Origin of the sequence: Clostridium sp. MCC344 (assembly GCF_018785365.1) — a bacterium.
Classification (GTDB): domain Bacteria; phylum Bacillota; class Clostridia; order Lachnospirales; family Lachnospiraceae; genus Pilosibacter.
Genome location: NZ_WQPQ01000078.1, coordinates 1 through 14670 on the forward strand (window position 1 = coordinate 1; position 14670 = coordinate 14670).

Annotated in this window: 15 protein-coding genes; 12 read left to right on the top strand and 3 right to left on the bottom strand. The window is 49.6% G+C overall.

All coding sequences use genetic code 11. The annotated features are described in order from the left end of the window. Positions 1–215: 215 nt before the first annotated feature. Entirely contained in the window at positions 216–461 is a 246-nt protein-coding gene (locus GPK90_RS15990) for a hypothetical protein (RefSeq protein ID WP_147352751.1), read from the top strand. 223 nt (positions 462–684) lie between these two features. On the opposite strand, the gene GPK90_RS15995 is transcribed toward GPK90_RS15990, so the two are convergent. Beyond that, positions 685–1497, bottom strand: a complete 813-nt coding sequence (locus GPK90_RS15995) for an MBL fold metallo-hydrolase (RefSeq protein WP_118533389.1) — start codon at positions 1495–1497, stop codon at positions 685–687. Between the two features lie 421 nt (positions 1498–1918). On the opposite strand from GPK90_RS15995, the gene GPK90_RS16000 reads away from it, so the two are divergent. The 4 genes from GPK90_RS16000 (at position 1919) to GPK90_RS16015 (ending at position 6675) form a co-directional block, all read left to right on the top strand. After that, positions 1919–3958, top strand: coding sequence for a DHH family phosphoesterase (locus tag GPK90_RS16000; protein ID WP_118533391.1), 2040 nt, complete (start codon positions 1919–1921; stop codon positions 3956–3958). A gap of 1 nt (position 3959) precedes the next feature. Continuing rightward, positions 3960–4406 (top strand): 50S ribosomal protein L9, encoded by a 447-nt coding sequence (gene rplI / locus GPK90_RS16005; protein ID WP_015552983.1) that lies wholly within the window; start codon positions 3960–3962, stop codon positions 4404–4406. Between the two features lie 6 nt (positions 4407–4412). Beyond that, complete coding sequence (gene dnaB, locus GPK90_RS16010) at positions 4413–5753, top strand: replicative DNA helicase (protein ID WP_118297308.1); 1341 nt, start codon at positions 4413–4415, stop codon at positions 5751–5753. Between the two features lie 256 nt (positions 5754–6009). Continuing rightward, entirely contained in the window at positions 6010–6675 is a 666-nt protein-coding gene (locus GPK90_RS16015) for a helix-turn-helix domain-containing protein (protein ID WP_118297307.1), read from the top strand. A 79-nt stretch (positions 6676–6754) separates the two neighbouring features. Here GPK90_RS16015 and GPK90_RS16020 read toward each other — a convergent pair whose 3' ends face one another. Beyond that, complete coding sequence (locus tag GPK90_RS16020; protein ID WP_021905155.1) at positions 6755–6925, bottom strand: DUF362 domain-containing protein; 171 nt, start codon at positions 6923–6925, stop codon at positions 6755–6757. A 283-nt stretch (positions 6926–7208) separates the two neighbouring features. On the opposite strand from GPK90_RS16020, the gene GPK90_RS16025 reads away from it, so the two are divergent. Next, positions 7209–7415: a DUF1858 domain-containing protein gene (locus tag GPK90_RS16025; RefSeq protein ID WP_015552988.1), complete on the top strand. Its 207-nt coding sequence runs from the start codon at positions 7209–7211 to the stop codon at positions 7413–7415. 209 nt (positions 7416–7624) lie between these two features. Here the strand turns inward: GPK90_RS16025 and GPK90_RS16030 are convergent, their stop codons facing one another. Continuing rightward, positions 7625–8389, bottom strand: coding sequence for an adaptor protein MecA (locus GPK90_RS16030; RefSeq protein ID WP_118533393.1), 765 nt, complete (start codon positions 8387–8389; stop codon positions 7625–7627). A 273-nt stretch (positions 8390–8662) separates the two neighbouring features. On the opposite strand from GPK90_RS16030, the gene GPK90_RS16035 reads away from it, so the two are divergent. The 6 genes from GPK90_RS16035 to GPK90_RS16060 all read left to right on the top strand — a co-directional run bounded on the left by GPK90_RS16035 (position 8663) and on the right by GPK90_RS16060 (position 14656). Next, on the top strand, positions 8663–10015 hold the full coding sequence (locus GPK90_RS16035; RefSeq protein WP_346011281.1) for a protein kinase domain-containing protein: 1353 nt from the start codon (positions 8663–8665) through the stop codon (positions 10013–10015). Beyond that, entirely contained in the window at positions 9964–10566 is a 603-nt protein-coding gene (locus tag GPK90_RS16040) for a hypothetical protein (protein ID WP_147352752.1), read from the top strand. The genes GPK90_RS16035 and GPK90_RS16040 overlap by 52 nt, the downstream gene beginning before the upstream one ends. A 413-nt stretch (positions 10567–10979) precedes the next feature. Next, on the top strand, positions 10980–12107 hold the full coding sequence (locus GPK90_RS16045; protein ID WP_195488165.1) for a DUF6017 domain-containing protein: 1128 nt from the start codon (positions 10980–10982) through the stop codon (positions 12105–12107). Between the two features lie 15 nt (positions 12108–12122). After that, positions 12123–12335 carry a DUF5348 domain-containing protein gene (locus tag GPK90_RS16050; RefSeq protein WP_003819042.1) on the top strand — a complete coding sequence of 71 codons (213 nt, stop codon included), beginning with the start codon at positions 12123–12125 and terminating at the stop codon, positions 12333–12335. Positions 12336–12377: 42 nt separating this feature from the next. Further along, complete coding sequence (locus GPK90_RS16055; protein WP_215693608.1) at positions 12378–12854, top strand: PcfB family protein; 477 nt, start codon at positions 12378–12380, stop codon at positions 12852–12854. After that, positions 12851–14656 (top strand): VirD4-like conjugal transfer protein, CD1115 family, encoded by a 1806-nt coding sequence (locus tag GPK90_RS16060; protein WP_215703444.1) that lies wholly within the window; start codon positions 12851–12853, stop codon positions 14654–14656. Before GPK90_RS16055 ends, GPK90_RS16060 begins: the two co-directional genes overlap by 4 nt. Positions 14657–14670: the final 14 nt, after the last annotated feature.

Consider the following 14670-nt stretch of genomic DNA (forward strand, 5'->3'; position numbering starts at 1 on the left):
AACCGGATGGACCGTGATGAAAATGCGGCAGTCAACATCTGCAGGGAAGGTCTGAGAATGTCCGGGATCATATTAGAAAAGAGCGAAAAAGCATCATAAAAAGATATCAGTCCAAAAGAACCGTGGGACACACGGGGATCGCTCGTGAATGCTTTGCCCAACGGGGCAATCGAACGAGAAGCCCCCACTTCAAGCGTGAGCTAAGTGGTGGGAGTATGTCACCAACATTTGTAGGTAATGGACTCGTATTTCCAAGCGGTATTTGGTATGAGGATCCGGAGAAAAGAATAGAAGTTAGTGAATGTAAAAAAGGTCAGACGATATATAGTTACCATTATAAAGCTGAGACCGATGGTGCAAAAAAAGTGATGCGCAGAGCACCGGTGAATCCGGAAACCGCATCCAATGCGTTGAGAAAAACGGATGTTGTTTCAGAAACCGAGGAGCAATGTTTGTCGTAGGCCGGATAAAAATGTGGGCAGAGTCTTTCCTCGCAGTGTAAATAGGCGAGAAATCAAACCACACGAAAGTTTGGCTGAAAACGTCTGGCTTATAACAAAATAAGCAAAAACGGCACTGGTTAGAACGGTGCCGTTTTTGTTTGCAAATTCTTCAGTTAGATTTTCTTGTTCAATTCGCGATCACAAGGTTAGCGCTTGCATTGCGTTTGCAGACCGGTACATACTAAAACTCCATCACAAGCCCCGCATGTAGCTTGTGAACGGATTCTCCTAACGTCTCTTTCAGGAGATCAAAGGCATGATCTCCGGTACAGTGGCCGGTGTAGATTTCAGAAATACCGGTGGAGCGAATCCCTTCGGCGAGGGCAAGGATCTCTGCGTCGGTCTTATTGTAGAGGTGGAAGCCGCCGATCAGGGCTTTTACTTTTTTATCCGGGAAAGTCGCGGTGACCTCACGGATAATGGTATCGGCGCCGCCGTGGGAACAGCTGTTGAAGATCACAAGGCCGTCCGGTGTGTCGAAGACGAGACTCTGTTCGTGGGAGAAGGAATCCGGCTTCCAACGCCGTTTTTCCTTCAGGTACATGTGCTCCCGGATGCCTTTTTTCTCCAGTCCCGGAGTTTTATGCGGGATCAGATAAACCCCGTCACATGGGGAAAAGTCCCCGGAGACGAGTTTGATCCGGTCCGGATACTTTTTTAACATGCCCTTTGGAATACCGATGTATTTCTTGTAATTCCAGACACCTTTGCAGCAGTTTTCTCCGGTAGTTTCCTTAAAATAGAACGGTGCGGACGAATTTACCCTGAAAAATTCCGGAATTCCGTCTGCATGGTCGTAGTGCGCGTGGGAGAGAACTCCGAAATCTACGTCTTTCATGTTCAGTCCAAGCACATCAGCATTCTTCAGAAAAAGTCCGGATGCCCCGGCATCTAGAAGGATATGTTTCCCATGATATTCAATAAAAATTGATAATCCCCATTCACAGCCGAGATTTTCGGCGGGGATGTTGTCGCTGAGTACGGTTGCTTTCATAAACATATGTCCTTTCATACACAAAATTTTGGAATTGGTGACTTGTGCTCATACGATCTATCTGTATTTAAGCCATTATATCATACTTTTTAATTTCTCAGTAAACAAAAGCGAAAAGACACAGGATATTTTGTATACAGTATAAATATGATAAACACTCAGCAGCCAGCCATGTCCGCCCCAAGCGGATCATGGACAAATGCCTGTATCTATGGTATACTATCCCCAAAGTCGGTTCTGATACATGGAGAAATTCTGCCTGAATTTCTCCATGCATAAAAAGGCACTAACGTGCCAAATGCACACTCGCGCAAGAGGAGTCTATCGCAAGCGACTGCGCTCGGCGCGAGAATGTGCCAAGGCACATTCTTTTTATGGTCTTGCTATGCCCATTTTACCGGGCGGCGGATAGGAGATAAGAATGAAAGATGATAAAAAGGTCAGCCATATTCTGCAGCTTTACCTTCAGTGGCCGGTATTTTTAACGGCACTGGTAATTCTTGCGGGAGCTGCGGTCAACCTGATCTCACGCAAGGCGGGACTCGTGATGCTTGCATTTACGGTGATCTACGCGGCGTGTGCCGGAACCCTGTATATGTACGGAAAGAAGCGGGCTCTCGGCAGTCTGGTGTCCTTTGCGTCGGCGTACAGCTGGAGTCAGAAACAGCTTATGGCGTCCCTGGAGCTGCCCTACGCGATCGCGGACACGGATGGTAAGATCCTTTGGATGAACCGCGCCTTTGAGGCGGTGACCAAAGAAGAGAAGAGCGCAGGGAAAAGCCTGACAATGCTCTTCAAGGAGATCACAGTGGAATCCCTCGAGAAGATGGAAAATGCGATGGAAGTCCATGTGATCTATGGGGAATCGAAATACCGCGTGAGTATGAAACGCGTGACGATCCGCCCGGATGAGCTTGCCTCCGGAATCCCGGAGAAGCAGACGGAGCAGCAGATTCTTGCGGTGTATCTCTATGATGAGACAGAGCTCTATAACTACAAGCAGGCGATCACAGACCAGAAGATGGTCGCGGGCCTGATCTATCTGGACAACTATGATGAGGCGTTAGAGAGTGTCGAGGAAGTCCGCAGATCGCTCTTAACGGCCCTGATCGACCGAAAGATCAACAAGTACATTTCAGCGGTCAATGGTATCGTAAAGAAACTGGAGAAGGACAAATATTTCTTTGCGATCAAGCAGTGCTATATGCCGCGCCTGGAAAAAGAGCGGTTTGGACTGCTTGAGGAGGTAAAGACCGTCAATATCGGAAACGAGATGGCGGTGACCTTAAGTATCGGTATCGGAATGAACGGCGATACCTACAGCCAGAACTATGATTATGCCCGTACAGCAATCGATATGGCCCTCGGCCGTGGCGGTGATCAGGCGGTAGTAAAATGCGGCCAGAAGATCCAGTATTACGGCGGAAAGGCCCAGCAGTTAGAGAAGACGACCCGTGTCAAGGCCCGCGTCAAAGCCCATGCCCTCAGGGAGCTTCTTGAGACAAAGGACTGCCTTCTGATTATGGGACATAAGATCGGAGATATCGACTGCTTCGGTGCGGCGATCGGTATGTACCGGATCGCATCGGCGCTGAATAAAAAAGCCCACATCGTGATCAATGAGGTGACATCTTCGGTGCGCCCGATGATGGAACGCTTTGAGACGGGTGACTATCCGAAAGATCTGTTCCTGACCGGAAGTGAAGCCGCAGATATCGTGGATAACAACACAGCGCTTGTCGTTGTGGACGTCAACCGCCCGAGTATCACGGAAGAGCCGGATCTCTTAAAACTTGTGAAAACGATCGTCGTCATCGACCATCACCGTCAGTCCAGCGAGATCATCACGAACGCGACGCTGTCCTATGTGGAGCCGTATGCATCGTCTGCCTGTGAGCTGGTTGCGGAGATCTTACAGTACGTCGCGGACAGCATCCGGATCAAATCCCCGGAGGCGGACGCTATGTACGCGGGAATCGTGATCGATACGAACAACTTTACAAATCAGGCGGGCGTCCGCACCTTTGAGGCGGCGGCGTTCCTTAGAAGAAACGGAGCGGACGTGACGAGAGTCCGGAAGCTGTTCCGTGACAGTATGGAGGACTACAAGGCGAGAGCCGAGGCAGTCCGTCAGGCAGAGGTCTATAAGAAATACTTTGCCATCAGCGTGTGCCCGGCAGAGGGCGTAGAGAGCCCGACAGTAGTAGGCGCACAGGCTGCAAACGAGCTTCTTGACATTGTGGGAATGAAGGCATCTGTCGTTCTTACCCCATATGAAGGCAAGATTTATATCAGTGCGAGATCGATCGACGAAGTCAATGTCCAGGTCATGATGGAAAAGCTGGGCGGCGGCGGACACAGAACGATCGCAGGCGCGCAGCTCCCGGGCGCTACCGTTGAGGAGGCCAAGGAGAAGGTAAAAGGCGTCATCGATATGATGCTGGAGAAAGGAGAAATTTAAGATGGAAGTTGTATTATTAGAGGATGTGAAGGCACTTGGCAAAAAAGGCCAGGTTGTAAAGGTAAATGACGGATATGCGAGAAACTTTATCCTTCCGAAAAAACTTGGTGTTGAGGCTACATCCAAGAATTTAAATGACTTAAAACTCCAGAAAGCAAACGCGGAAAAGGTTGCGGCAGAGCAGCTTGCGGAGGCTAAGAAGCTTGCGGAGGAGATCGACAAGATGTCCGTTACCGTATCGATCAAAGCCGGTGAAGGCGGACGTGCGTTTGGCTCTGTTTCCACGAAAGAAATCGCTAAAGCGGCGAAAGATCAGTTAAAGCTCGATATCGACAAGAAGAAGATGGTACTTCCGGAGCCGATCAAGAGCATCGGAAGCTTTGAGGTCCCGATCAAACTTCACAAAGAAGTAACAGCGAGACTCAGCGTGAAAGTCGTTGAAGCGTAAAAAAAGATGGAAGAAGCGTTAGTAAAGAGAGTCCTGCCGCACAGTATTGAGGCGGAACAGTCGGTGATCGGTTCAATGTTAATGGACCGGGATGCGATCATCGCGGCGTCGGAGATCGTGGTTGCGGATGATTTTTATCAGAAACAGTACGGGATCATGTTCGATACCATGGTGGAGCTGTTCAATGAAGGAAAACCGGTAGACCTGGTCACACTTCAGGACAGACTGAAGGAGAAGGATGTTCCGCCGGAGGTATGCAGTCTGGACTTTGTCCGCGATATTCTTGCGACTGTTCCGACCTCGGTAAATGTCCGGTCCTATGCGACGATCGTTCATGAAAAAGCAGTTCTCCGCCGTCTGATCAGGATCAACGAGGAGATTGCGAACAACTGCTATGCAGGAAAGGACAGCCTGGAGACGATCCTGGCCGACACGGAAAAACAGATCTTTAATCTTCTGGAGAGCCGTGCGTCCGGAGATTTTGTGCCGATCCGCCAGGTTGCGTTAAATGTTCTCGACAAGATCGAGCAGGCAACCCGGTCAAAATCCACGGTAACGGGTCTTCCGACCGGATTTATCGATCTGGATTACCGGATGTCCGGACTTCAGCCGTCGGATCTGATCCTGATTGCGGCCCGACCGTCTATGGGTAAGACTGCATTCGTGTTAAACATTACGGATTATATCGCGGTCCGCAGACAGAAGACCTGCCTGATCTTCAGCCTGGAGATGTCGAAGGAACAGCTGGTAAACCGTATGCTTTCCATGGAGTCCAATGTGGATTCCCAGAAACTCCGTACCGGTACTCTGACGGATGCTGACTGGGATGCTGTCGTGGAGGGAATCGGGACGATCGGAAGTTCCAAACTTGTCATTGATGATACACCTGGTATCTCCATCATGGAGCTGCGTTCCAAATGCCGGAAGGTCAAACTGGAACATGGTCTCGATCTTGTCATGATCGACTATCTGCAGTTAATGTCGGGAAGCGGAAAGAACGGTGACAACCGCCAGCAGGAGATCTCCGAGATTTCCAGATCCCTGAAGGCGATCGCCAGGGAGCTGAGTGTTCCGGTCATCGCCCTGTCCCAGCTGTCGCGTGCCTGTGAGACGAGAACAGACCATCGTCCGATGCTTTCGGACCTTCGAGAGTCCGGAGCTATTGAGCAGGATGCCGATGTAGTCATGTTCCTGTACCGTGATGATTACTATAATAAAGATACGGATAATCCGAATACGGCGGAAGTCATTATCGCTAAACAGCGTAACGGCCCGATCGGAACGGTATATCTTGGATGGAAACCGGAGCTGACCCGGTTTGTGAATATTGCAAAAGAGCAGCAGTAACAGATTGCTGTTTGAGCGCCCGTTTTCAACTGATCTTCAGATGAAAACGGGCGCTTTTGTCATATTGGGACATGCCTTCACATATATTATTAACGATCTGGTAACTGGTTTGCGTGCAGAGGGCGGTCTGAGATATGCTGCAGAATCAGAAGGAACAGAGTTGAGAAATCGTTACAGTTTGCGGACAGAAATCTGATCAGCAGAAAATTCTGTATGATGCTGTAATGGGAAATCATGTGAAAGGAAGAGAACAGCCATGTCAGAAACACATTATCTGATCTCTGATGCCTCGAAAAAGGTTGACGTGGAATCTCATGTACTTCGCTACTGGGAGGAAGAACTGGAGATGAATATCCCGCGCAACGAGATGGGACATCGGTATTATACGGATTTTCATATTCGTCTTTTTAAGCAGATCAAGGAATTGAAGGAAAAAGGGTATCAGCTCAAGGCGATCAAGGCGGCACTTGCGAAAACCCTGGATGCGGAGGGAGAATCGGTGGCACCTACAGATATTTTAGAGGAGGATGTTGCGTCGGCATTGAGAGAATGTGCGGAACAGGAGAAGAAGAATCTGGAGAAGATGGATCCCGGGGAGATCACGGAGCTCATGAACCGGGAGAAGGCGGAACAGTTTAAGGATTTCCTCACCCAGATGATTGGACAGGCCATCGAAGAGAACAATGAAAAGCTGAGTCAGGATATCAGCAGGATGGTGAATGATAAGGTGCTGAAGGAGATCGATTATCTGATGAGGGTAGCGGATGAGCGGGACGAAGAGCGGTTTCGCCAGCTGGACGAGACGATAAGACTCTACCAGAAGGAGAGCAGGGGGCGGGCGGAAGCTGCGGCGGCAAAGGCGCCGTTTCTGCCATCACTCTTCAGAAAGAAAAAGTTTGGACGCAATGCAAATAAATTGTGATGAGGAAGATCTGCATAGATCAAAAAAGCCGCTGCTCCTTTGGGAACAACGGCTTTTATGTATTGGTTTGCGTTTGTGATCAACCCTCGTTGATTGCGCCTGTCGGACAGACACCAGCACAAGTACCGCAGCTGATGCAAGTATCAGCGTCGATTACGTACTGTCCATCTCCCTGAGAAATAGCGTTTACCGGACATTCACCAGCACAAGTACCGCAGCTAACGCAGCTATCGCTAATTACATATGCCATGACAAAATACCTCCTTTGTTTATTTCTTTCATTCTATAATAAACAGTCAAATTATTCAAGGGGTAAATCATGAAAAAAATGTACCTAATGAGGAACAAAAAACCAGTAAATATGCGGTTAGACAGAGATAACTGCGGTTAGTTTTGCAAAACCTCCTTGCCAAGAAACGAAAAAAGTATTATACTCTCGATATGCTGGCATATATGGCGGTACGCTTGTTATGCCGGAAACAATCGTAGAAAATTGCCCTCGGCAGATTTCGAAGGTGAAAGGAGGATTTATCATGCAGATTTCAAAAGAAATGCTCATCGGTGAGCTTCTTCAGGTTGATGAAAATATGGCTCAGATCTTAATGGGCGCTGGAATGCACTGCATCGGATGCCCGTCTTCTCAGATGGAGTCTCTGGAAGAGGCTTGCATGGTTCACGGAATTCCGGTAGAGAAACTTGTAAGTGTGATCAACGAATATCTGGCTCAGAAGCAGCAGTAATGTGTAACTGATCGAAAACGATCGGTCTGCTGACTTTGGAAAATATCAGAGAAATGAAAAAAGACTGTGACACCGGGGAGATCTTCCCGGTGTCACAGCCTTTTTTTGATCAACAGGAAATTCCGATGGAACTTCCTGTTAATCAAAAAGGCATTGAGTGCCTAAGATGCGCACTCGCGCGGAGATATACATAAAATATTTCACGGAGATCATAAGTTCTGAAGTACCTTCAGTGCATCTTTTTTTACGATCACATCGTAATGCTCCGCATAGTAGGCGCCGGATGCTGCCGCATCGCCTTTTAATCTTGTTCCGTATTCGGAGAGGGTATTGCAGACCCGGCTGAAGGACAGCTCATCGTCATCTTCCTTCCTGAGGATCAGATAAAAAACGCCATTTTCCGGATTCTTGTAGAGAACACTGCTTCCGTTAAAAACAGCACCGGTTTGTCTTGCTGCCTCGCAGACTAGGTCAAGGGAAGAGAACTGGTAGATCCTCGTAAACTGTGCCGGATTTGCCGGTTCCGGGTTTTTCTGCGGATCAGTTGCAGATGCAGAGGATGGTGCCGGAGTGTTCGCGTCTTTCGGTTTCAGGATCCCGCTCTGGGTCAGGATATTGATCAGACCGTCAGCGCCTTCCAGTACCTCCGCAGTGAGATTTCCCCATCCATTCTCATCCTCATCGTCTGCCGGTGAGAACTTGGAAAAACGGGTGTCGAGTTCTTCGGGATCTTCCATTTTCGTGATGATCAGCATAACACTTTCGTTCGCCATAGGGATCGCTTCGACCATAAGTGGGATATCTTCCGCTTCAAAGCCGACCTCGTTTGCTGCGCGCTGGATCATTTCGCGGAAAAGGCTGCGCGCCTTTTCGCTTCCATAAGCCAGTTCACCGAGGTTCATATTGCGGACGCTCAGATCAAAGTTGCTGAGTGTGCAGCGGATCTGGTTTTCGTTGATACGTTCTATTTTCATAGGATCACTTCCTGTCTTATTACTAATTAAAGATCATTGCGGTCGATCGGTTTCTGGTAAAAGGGCAAAAGACCGCATTTTTACATCTATAATATACTATATCCTATTCGGCTTTTGCAATCATATGAGGAGAATTTATTAAAATTTAATCAGTTTTGACATCTACAAGATGATTTAAAATGGGAGTATCTATATTAGAATAGTCACAAGAGGTTGTATTGCCGAAAGGAGGTGTGAAGATTTATCGAACGCGTTCTGTTTGGCAAATATCGGTTGTGCGGAGAATTGGGAAATGGACGGTCCGGTACCGTGTATCTGGCGTACCACGTAGAGCTGGAAGAGTATCGGGCAGTAAAAGTCGTTCCCAAGTCCATAGCGGATTATGATACTTTTAGAAAAGAAGCACTTTTTCTGAAAACATTGAGACATCCGGGAATCCCAATCGTCTATGATGTGGAAGAAGATACCGGATACAGTTATCTGATCGAAGAATATCTGGAAGGCGAATCTTTATATGCTCTGGTGAAACGCCTGGGCAGCTTGTCGGTTAAGACGGCAGTGAATCTTGGAATACAGATCTGCCGTATCATTCAGTTCATGAATTCAGCAGAAAACCCTATTTTATATTTAGACTTGCAGCCAAAAAATCTGCTGGTATGCAACGGAATCCTTCGGCTAACGGATTTTGATCACGCACAATACGCGTCAGATGCCGCCGCATTTGGAGAACGGTATGGGACAATTGGTTTTGCTGCACCGGAACAGTATAAAGGAGAACCTTTAGACTGCAGAACGGATGTATACGCGATCGGTGCGCTGCTTTACTTTATGAGTCATGGAGACGTTCCCGGGAGTACTTTGGAAGTTATAAACGAACCGGAATACAGAAAACTTGACCGGATCATCCGCGGGTGCATGAAAGCGGAGAAAGAGGAGCGGTACCAGAGCGCGGAAGAACTGCAGAGGACGCTGCAGGAACTGCAAAACCAGATAAAAGAGCAGGCAATAGAATCTCGAATCGTTGTTTTTACCGGAGCTGGGGCGGGGATCGGAACGACCCATGCAGCTCTCGGAATGTCTTACTTTCTGACCCGAAACGGGTGTCCGGCTTTATATCAGGAAGAATACGATACGGATACGGTCCGCACCCTTGCGAAAAATATGGGGCTCAAGGCGGACCGGAACGGCGTATATCAAATCGGATGCGGAAACATCCGGCCTTATTATGGCGAAGCTGTGAAGCTGCCATATCTTTATTTTCCAGTAATCATAAAGGACGCGGGAGTGATCCGGTCAGGACGGGAACTTCCGGGAGCAGATTTTTATGTTCTTGTATGCGGGGGAAAATGGTGGGAGATCGACAGGGCTGTAAATGCGGCAAAAATGCTGAAAAGCCGTGGAAAGGTGATCCTGCTCTTCAACCATATGGAGAAAAAAGCACGTCTGAAACTTCCAAAAGTTTTATCTGATATTCATTATTTCTTTCTTCCGTTCTTTTCGAATCCATTTAAAGAAGATAAAGCTGCCAACACCTGTTACCGGGAATTGTGGAATGATGGTACAGGGGGGACCAGATGGAAAAGAAAAAAATTATTGGCGGGATACAGGAGAAACGATGCAGGATGATTGGGATCGCGGGCAGCAATGTCGGAGTGGGATGCACACATTTTTCAATCATGCTGGCAAACTATCTCACGGGTTATCTCAGGAGAAAAGCAATATTGCTGGAATTTAATGAGTCAGGAGACTTTGAAAGACTCGAGCAGGTCTGTACGGGACAGACGGGACGGAAAAATCCATACAGGATCCTGGATGCGGATTATTATAAACATGCAGGGCCGGAGAATATAAAGGAGGTGCTGTTGGAAGGATATGACGATATCCTGATCGATTTTGGATCGGTCAAAGACGGTGAACATGAATCATACTGGAGATGTGATAAGAAATTTCTGGTGGGTTCCCTTACAGAGTGGCAGCAGGAAAGTTTCCGGGAATTCGAGATGGAGAAAAGAGCGAAGCAGAAAAAGAGCTGGCAGAGTCTCGCGGTATTTGGGAGCGAGGAGACCAGAAGAGAATTCTCAAGAAGATATCGGATCAATGCAGAACGGATTCCGTTTTCAGCGGATGCTTTCTCGGTCACGGAGGAATGCGGAGAATTTTTTAAACGGATCCTGTGATGGGAAGATGGAAATAAACAGGCTTGCTGAATGCTTACAAAGCAACATGATAAATGAGATCTGATCAGTCAATGACGCAGTATTGGGGAGAAACATGTCACAGAAAATACCTTCTTCTGCCGGGCGCAGATCTGACCTGAATTCAGATGCATTTAACGTAACAACTCTGATTATCTCCAAAAAGCCCGGAAATACGGGCATTTCACGGGATATAAGAACTGAATTTACTACCGATTTACTACTTTCGGATTGAGCTTTGACACGCTTCTACTTTCCCGTGAAGCCCACCGCCCAAATAGTGACACATCGAAAATCAAATACGACACCGCAGACGGCGGCGTTCTCTTTTCCCCTTTGGGGAGATCAGGACGCCGCTTTTTTTGCGCCCAAAACCAGAAAGGAGGCGACCGCCTATGTACTTTACTTCCGGCAGCGACCGGGCCTTTGAACAGCTCATGCAGACGAGGCCGGGCGCAGATCATTTTGACAACGGCGAGGCCGGATCGCCGGAGGACTGCGGCACCTGCCGTTTCTACCGCCCGCACTGGAAGTACCAGTTTTGTGTGTATGAGGAATGTCCCTACCAGCCGGGCAAGCTCACCGCCCTTGACGGTGCGGTGAAATTTCAAGTGAAAGGAGTGGACGACGAGATGGCAGTTTTTCGAGTGGAGAAAAACCGGGGCTACACGGTGATGTCCAACCACCACCTGCGGAACAAGGACTTGTCCCTGAAAGCCAAGGGCCTGCTGTCGCAAATGCTGTCCTTGCCGGAGGATTGGGACTTTACGCTGAAAGGCTTGTCCCTTATCAACCGGGAGCAGATCGACGCGATCCGGGCGGCTGTCCGGGAGCTGGAAAAGGCGGGCTATATCGTGCGTTCCCGTGAGCGTGACAGCCAAGGCCGCCTGCGCGGGGCGGATTACATCATTTACGAACAGCCCCAGCCTGTGCCGGATTCACCTACATTGGAAAATCCAACATTGGATAATCCAACGCAGGAAACCCCTACGCAGGAAAAACCAACGCAATTAAATAAAGATAGATCAAGTAAAGAGAAATCAATGACAGATGGATCAAATACCGATTCCATTCCTATCCTTTCCCCTCCCTCTCCTTTGGGGGAAGAAGCGGCTGCGCCGCCGGAACGGAAAGGAACGGGAGCGAAATCACAGAGCGCCGTAGAGATTTATCGGGAGATCATCAAGGACAACATCGAGTATGAACACCTTTGCCAGTACGCCAAGGGGATTGACCGGGATATGCTGGACGAGATTGTGGACTTGCTGGTGGAAACCGTATGCAGCGCCCGAAAGACTATCCGCATTGCCGGGGACGATTACCCCGCCGAGCTGGTGAAATCCAAGCTGATGAAACTGGACAGTTCTCACATTGAGTTTGTCTTTGACTGTATCAGCAAAAACACCACGGAAATACGGAACATCAAAAAATACCTGCTGGCGGTTCTGTTCAACGCCCCAAGCACCATCAACGGCTATTACACGGCGCTGGTGGCCCACGACATGAACACAGGCAAAATCTGAAAGGAGGACGACCCTATGAAACAGGGTGCTTTGATTTTTGACGAGCAGACAGACCGCTACGACATCCGCTTTGACCTTGCAGACTATTACGGCGGCCTGCACTGCGGAGAAACTTTTGATGTGATGGTGGGCGGCAGATGGAGGCCGACCCGCATTGAAATGGCCGAGAACTGGTATCTGGTGGGAATCCATGCCGACGACCTCTCTGGCCTGCGGGTGCGGATTTAAGCCATCCGCCTGCCTGCTGACTTTCCAAAGGAGGGATAGCAGTTGCAGGAAGAAGTAGACCAGAAAACCATAGCGTTAGCGGTTAAGACGGGCAAGCTCACCGCCCAAGTGCTGCAAGCGGCCATCCGAAAATATCTGGCCGCCCGGCAGAAAGGGACGGGCAAGGCCCATCACGGCCAGCAGAGCTTACGGCAGCTCAAAAAGGACGGTTCCGCCCTGTCCAACATTGAGATCACCGACGCCAACATCGGCCTGTTTAAGCCCTGCGCCAAGAAATACGACATTGATTTTACTCTGCGGAAAGACCGCACTACCCATCCGCCCCGGTATATCGTGATTTTCAAATCCAAGCAGGTGGACAATCTGGAACAGGCGTTTAAGGAGTTTACAGCCAAGAAGCTCAAACAGCAGGAACGCCCCTCCATCCGAAAGGCCCTTGCCGTCCTGAAAGAAAAGGCAGCTGCCAGAAGCAGCCAGCAGGCCAAGGAGAAAATCAAGGAAAGGGGGCTGTCACGATGAAGCCGGAAATGAAAAAGCTGATAATCGCAAACCTGCCCTACCTGCTGTTTGTTTACCTGTTCGGCAAGCTGGGACAGACCTACCGGCTGGCGGCTGGGGCGGACTTGTCGGAAAAGCTATTGCACCTTGCGGACGGCTTTTCCCTTGCCTTTGAAAGCGCCGCCCCCAGCTTCCACCTGTTCGATCTGGCGGTGGGCGTGGCCGGTGCGGTGGCACTGCGGCTGATGGTGTACTGCAAGAGCAAGAACGCCAAGAAATACCGCCGGGGCGTCGAGTACGGCAGCGCCCGTTGGGGAGGCCCCAAAGATATAGCCCCGTACATCGACCCGGTGTTTGACAACAACATTCTCCTGACCCAGACGGAACGCCTCACCATGAACAACCGGCCCAAAGACCCCAAGACCGCCCGGAACAAAAATGTGCTGGTGATCGGCGGTTCCGGCAGCGGCAAGACCCGGTTCTTTGTGAAGCCTAACCTTATGCAGTGCGTGTCCAAGGACTACCCGACCTCATTCGTGATTACTGACCCGAAAGGAAGTCTGATCGGCGAAGTGGGCCAGCTCCTTGTGCGGTGCGGCTACCGGGTAAAAGTGCTGAATACCATTAACTTTTCCAAGAGTATGCGCTATAACCCGTTTCGCTACATCCATTCGGAAAAGGACATTTTGAAGCTGGTAAACACGCTGATCTGCAACACCAAGGGCGAGGGCGAAAAGAGCGCCGAAGATTTTTGGATCAAATCGGAACGCCTGCTGTATTCGGCCCTCATTGGCTATATCTGGTACGAAGCGCCGGACGATGAAATGAATTTCACTACGCTGCTTGAAATGATAAATGCCAGTGAAGCCCGCGAGGACGACCCAGAATTTCAATCCCCGGTAGACCAGATGTTTGAACGGCTGGAAGAAAAAGACCCGGAACATTTTGCGGTGCGCCAGTACCGTAAATTCCTGCTGTCGGCAGGCAAGACCCGCAGCTCCATCTTGATAAGCTGCGGAGCCAGATTAGCGCCTTTTGACATCAGGGAGGTGCGGGAGCTGATGGAGGACGACGAACTGGAACTTGATACCATCGGGGATAAAAAAACGGCCCTGTTCCTGATTATGTCGGACACGGACACGACCTTTAATTTCATTCTGGCAATGGTGCAAAGCCAGCTTATCAACCTTTTGTGCGACCGGGCCGACGACAAATACGGCGGGCGGCTGCCCGTCCATGTGCGGCTGATTCTGGACGAGTTCGCCAACATCGGCCAGATTCCAAACTTTGACAAGCTGATTGCCACCATACGAAGCCGGGAAATCTCGGCTTCTATTATTTTGCAGAGCCAGTCGCAGCTAAAGGCCATTTACAAGGACGCGGCGGAAATCATTTCCGACAACTGCGACTGTACGCTGTTCCTTAGTGGCCGGGGCAAGAACGCCAAGGAGATTGCGGAGGTGCTGGGCAAGGAAACCATTGACAGCTACAACCAGAGCGAGAGCCGGGGCGCGCAGACCTCCCACGGACTGAATTACCAAAAACTCGGAAAGGAGCTGATGAGCCAAGACGAAATTGCAACGATGGACGGAGGCAAGTGTATTTTGCAGGTGCGCGGCGTGAGGCCGTTTTTCAGTGAGAAATACGACATCACCCGCCACCCCCGCTATCAATACCTCTCGGACGCCGACAAAAAGAACACCTTTGATGTGGACAGCTACCTGTCGTCCCTGCGCCGGAAAAAGCGGCGCGTGATAACGGAGGACGAACCCTTTGACCTCTACGACATTGAGCTGTCGGATGAAGATTTTGCCGTAGAATAAAGCGGCCATAGAGA

Bases quoted from the DNA above. Each gene is read 5' to 3' on its own strand.
- GPK90_RS15990 (WP_147352751.1), top strand. From the start codon at position 216: ATGTCACCAACATTTGTAGGTAATGGACTCGTATTTCCAAGCGGTATT.
- GPK90_RS15995 (WP_118533389.1), bottom strand. From the start codon at position 1,497: ATGAAAGCAACCGTACTCAGCGACAACATCCCCGCCGAAAATCTCGGC.
- GPK90_RS16000 (WP_118533391.1), top strand. From the start codon at position 1,919: ATGAAAGATGATAAAAAGGTCAGCCATATTCTGCAGCTTTACCTTCAG.
- rplI (WP_015552983.1), top strand. From the start codon at position 3,960: ATGGAAGTTGTATTATTAGAGGATGTGAAGGCACTTGGCAAAAAAGGC.
- dnaB (WP_118297308.1), top strand. From the start codon at position 4,413: ATGGAAGAAGCGTTAGTAAAGAGAGTCCTGCCGCACAGTATTGAGGCG.
- GPK90_RS16015 (WP_118297307.1), top strand. From the start codon at position 6,010: ATGTCAGAAACACATTATCTGATCTCTGATGCCTCGAAAAAGGTTGAC.
- GPK90_RS16020 (WP_021905155.1), bottom strand. From the start codon at position 6,925: ATGGCATATGTAATTAGCGATAGCTGCGTTAGCTGCGGTACTTGTGCT.
- GPK90_RS16025 (WP_015552988.1), top strand. From the start codon at position 7,209: ATGCAGATTTCAAAAGAAATGCTCATCGGTGAGCTTCTTCAGGTTGAT.
- GPK90_RS16030 (WP_118533393.1), bottom strand. From the start codon at position 8,389: ATGAAAATAGAACGTATCAACGAAAACCAGATCCGCTGCACACTCAGC.
- GPK90_RS16040 (WP_147352752.1), top strand. From the start codon at position 9,964: ATGGAAAAGAAAAAAATTATTGGCGGGATACAGGAGAAACGATGCAGG.
- GPK90_RS16045 (WP_195488165.1), top strand. From the start codon at position 10,980: ATGTACTTTACTTCCGGCAGCGACCGGGCCTTTGAACAGCTCATGCAG.
- GPK90_RS16050 (WP_003819042.1), top strand. From the start codon at position 12,123: ATGAAACAGGGTGCTTTGATTTTTGACGAGCAGACAGACCGCTACGAC.
- GPK90_RS16060 (WP_215703444.1), top strand. From the start codon at position 12,851: ATGAAGCCGGAAATGAAAAAGCTGATAATCGCAAACCTGCCCTACCTG.